Below are 2,732 nucleotides of genomic sequence, written 5' to 3' on the forward strand. Positions count from 1 at the left end.
GCCCAGGTGACCGGGCCACACCAGTCATCGCCGGTTGGCGAGCTCGAGCAGCACGTCGCCGTGGCAGGCCTCTGGCGCGCACCAGCACACGAGATCCTGACCACGCAATTCGTCCAGCGTTTCGAGCAGTTCGGGCTGTGATGCAATCCACGCCCGATACTTCGCGATAACCTCGGCGCGCGAGCCATCGGGACCGATGACGAAGGGGTTTCCCCATTTGCTCGGCCGCCCGATATAGACGTGCCCGGGCGCTGCCGCTTTGCCCACGCTCCGGGCGTTGAGAACTCTGCACATCTCGGTGCTCCTTTCTGCATGAGGGGTGGCCCCGCCTCGCGGCGGGGCCACCCGATCCGGGCTCAGAACGGGATGTCGTCCGTCTCCTCGGTCTGATTGCCGGCGCTGTCGCGCTTGGGCCAGGCGAGGAAGTCGACGGCGTCGGCGATGATCTCGGAGCTATAGCGCTCGATGTCGTCGTTGTCCGTCCACCTTGTGTAGTGGATGCGCCCGCGCACCGCGACTTTCATGCCCTTGACGCAGTGCTTCTGCACCGTCTCGGCGAGGCCGTTGAAGCACTTGATGCGGTGCCATTCAGTGTCCTGCTCGGCGTAGCCGTTTTCGCCCTTGACCACCTTGCCGTCAGCCCGCTTCGGGCGGGAGGTCGCCAGCCGGAAGTCGGTGATCTTGGTGCCGCCGCGGGTGTTCACCATTTCGGGGTCATTGCCGATGTTGCCGGCGAGAAAAACGATGTTGGTCATTTCCTGTCTCCATCTTGCTCGTCCGGGGGACCGTCCCTCCGAACGAGACCCGGCCAAGGACAGCGGGAGACGCCTGCAACCGGAGCGGAACGCGACGGCTCGCCCCCAAGGCAAGGAGTGGTGCGGGCAGGCGCGAAGCGCCAACTCGGTCCGCCGCCGCGCGGGGTTGCGTGCGGAAACCGAATGGACTTAGGGGCTCAATTCGTTTCGGAGGGATAGGCCCACCGGCAGCTCAGATGGGGCGGGACTAACACAGCCGTTTCCACTGCCGGCATTCGCGTCATTCCGGGAATCCTGACCCGCGAGACGCGGCCGATCGCTGAAACCCGGTGACCCCTGCCCCCGGCGGGCTGACATCAAGATGAGGCCTTGGGTGCCGGCGCCGCCGAGCAGCGTCACATGCTCCGCGACATTGGGCTCGGCAACGTCCCCGCGAGGGGATGTGGCCCTGCCTTCATGGGCTGATGAGTTCACCGTGCGCGAAATCACGGACATCATGGCGGTGGACGGCGCCGAGGTCGGAACTGGCCACCAGCCCGATCGCACGACGCCGCCGTCGCTCGCTGGTCTCGTCGGGCCAGCCCCAGACCACCTTACGGCGACCTTTCCTGCCTGATCGCGGATCGATGCTGCTGCGATGTGGCGGGCTGCACCCAGCCGTCGAAGCGATAGAGGTTGCCGGCATGGATCGAGCATCCTGATAGCTGACCGCGGAGACGAAACCGCGTTCCTGGCACAGCGTCGGGAAGACGAAGGCGCGCCACATGCGCAACATTACGCGAGACCGATCAGGCCGCGCCGCGCAGAGCCGCGACAGCTCGATGGCTTCGTGGCGGCTGCACACCCGCTCCGAGCGAGAGGGCGCGCAGGCGGATCGGGGAAGGTGCGTCACCTTCCCCGCCGATGATGGATGCGTGAAACATCAGGCGGCCTCGCGTTCTTCCGAGGCCGCCGGCTGAAGGCCGTGCAGGAAGGCGACGGCGCGCTGCGCGTGAGCAGCGGCCGAGAAGATCGCGCGCTTGTCGTCTGCGAGCACCTTGAGCCAGGAGTCGAGATAGCTCGCATGATCGGCCCGGGGCTCGAGCTCCGGTGCAATGCCGAGATCGGCGCAGAGGAAGCAGCTCCCGAGCTCGGCGATCAGTTCTTCGCGTGCCCGCTCGCTGCGATCCCTGGCATAGCGGCTGAGGTCGCGGTTCACCCGATGCGGCGCCGAAGTCCAATGCGTGGCTTCATGACTCAGGGTCGCCACATATGCCGCGGCGTCGCGGAACGTCTGGAACGGCGGCATCTGAATGTGGTCGGTTGCCGGCGAGAAGTAGGCGCGATCGCCGCCATGCCGGATCATCGCGCCGGTATTGGCGAAGAAGCGATCGGCATGTTCGATGCGCACAATCGGATCGCGCACAGGTTCCGCCTTGTGCCCGTAATAATGGTCCGGCAGGCCGTCGATCTGCGCGACGTTGAAGACCGAGTAGGCTTTGAGGAACGGGATCTCCCGATCGAATTCCTCACCAGCGGAATCCGTTTCGGTCTTGGTGAAGCGGCTGGCGAAAACGACCATCGAGCCGGTCTCGCCCTTGCGGACGGCGCCGCCGAGCTCGAGCGCCTGCTTGAACGTCATCCACATCGGACTGGCAAAGCCGCGCGCGATGGCCTCGGACCACAGCAGCAGCACGTTCATACCGCTATAGGGCAGACCGTTATGCCGTAACGGCCGCGTAACGCGGCCGATGGCATTGGCAGAATGCCATGGCTGCATCCAGGGCCGGACACCCATCGCGAGCTCCGCGACGATGCGGTCGGTGATCCGCGCGTAGATGTCGATGCGCGGTCCTTTTCCTTCTCTTCTGCTCATTTTATGAACCTCCGGTTCTGGAGGCCGCGCCGATCGCGGCCCCGTCACGGGGTCCGCCGCGGCGGAGCAGGAAGGCTGGCTGCGCACCCGACCGGGGTCCCCGTCGTGCTTGCACGATGGGG

The 2,732-nt window shown here is 65.9% G+C and carries 4 protein-coding genes; 1 reads left to right on the plus strand and 3 read right to left on the minus strand.

Annotated elements, in window-relative coordinates; all coding sequences use genetic code 11:
- Positions 1–24 precede the first annotated feature (24 nt).
- The gene (locus tag EOA85_RS31970) at positions 25–294 is read right to left on the minus strand and encodes a DUF4326 domain-containing protein (protein ID WP_127212392.1); all 270 of its coding nucleotides are present in this window, start codon (positions 292–294) and stop codon (positions 25–27) included.
- A 62-nt stretch (positions 295–356) separates the two neighbouring features.
- Complete coding sequence (locus EOA85_RS31975) at positions 357–755, minus strand: single-stranded DNA-binding protein (protein ID WP_127212393.1); 399 nt, start codon at positions 753–755, stop codon at positions 357–359.
- A gap of 475 nt (positions 756–1,230) precedes the next feature.
- On the opposite strand from EOA85_RS31975, the gene EOA85_RS37830 reads away from it, so the two are divergent.
- The gene (locus tag EOA85_RS37830; protein WP_164760016.1) at positions 1,231–1,371 is read left to right on the plus strand and encodes a hypothetical protein; all 141 of its coding nucleotides are present in this window, start codon (positions 1,231–1,233) and stop codon (positions 1,369–1,371) included.
- Positions 1,372–1,677: 306 nt separating this feature from the next.
- Here the strand turns inward: EOA85_RS37830 and EOA85_RS31980 are convergent, their stop codons facing one another.
- Positions 1,678–2,610, minus strand: a complete 933-nt coding sequence (locus EOA85_RS31980; RefSeq protein ID WP_127212394.1) for a zincin-like metallopeptidase domain-containing protein — start codon at positions 2,608–2,610, stop codon at positions 1,678–1,680.
- Between the last annotated feature and the right edge of the window lie 122 nt (positions 2,611–2,732).

The organism is Mesorhizobium sp. M5C.F.Ca.IN.020.29.1.1 (assembly GCF_003997375.1).
GTDB lineage: Bacteria > Pseudomonadota > Alphaproteobacteria > Rhizobiales > Rhizobiaceae > Mesorhizobium > Mesorhizobium wenxiniae.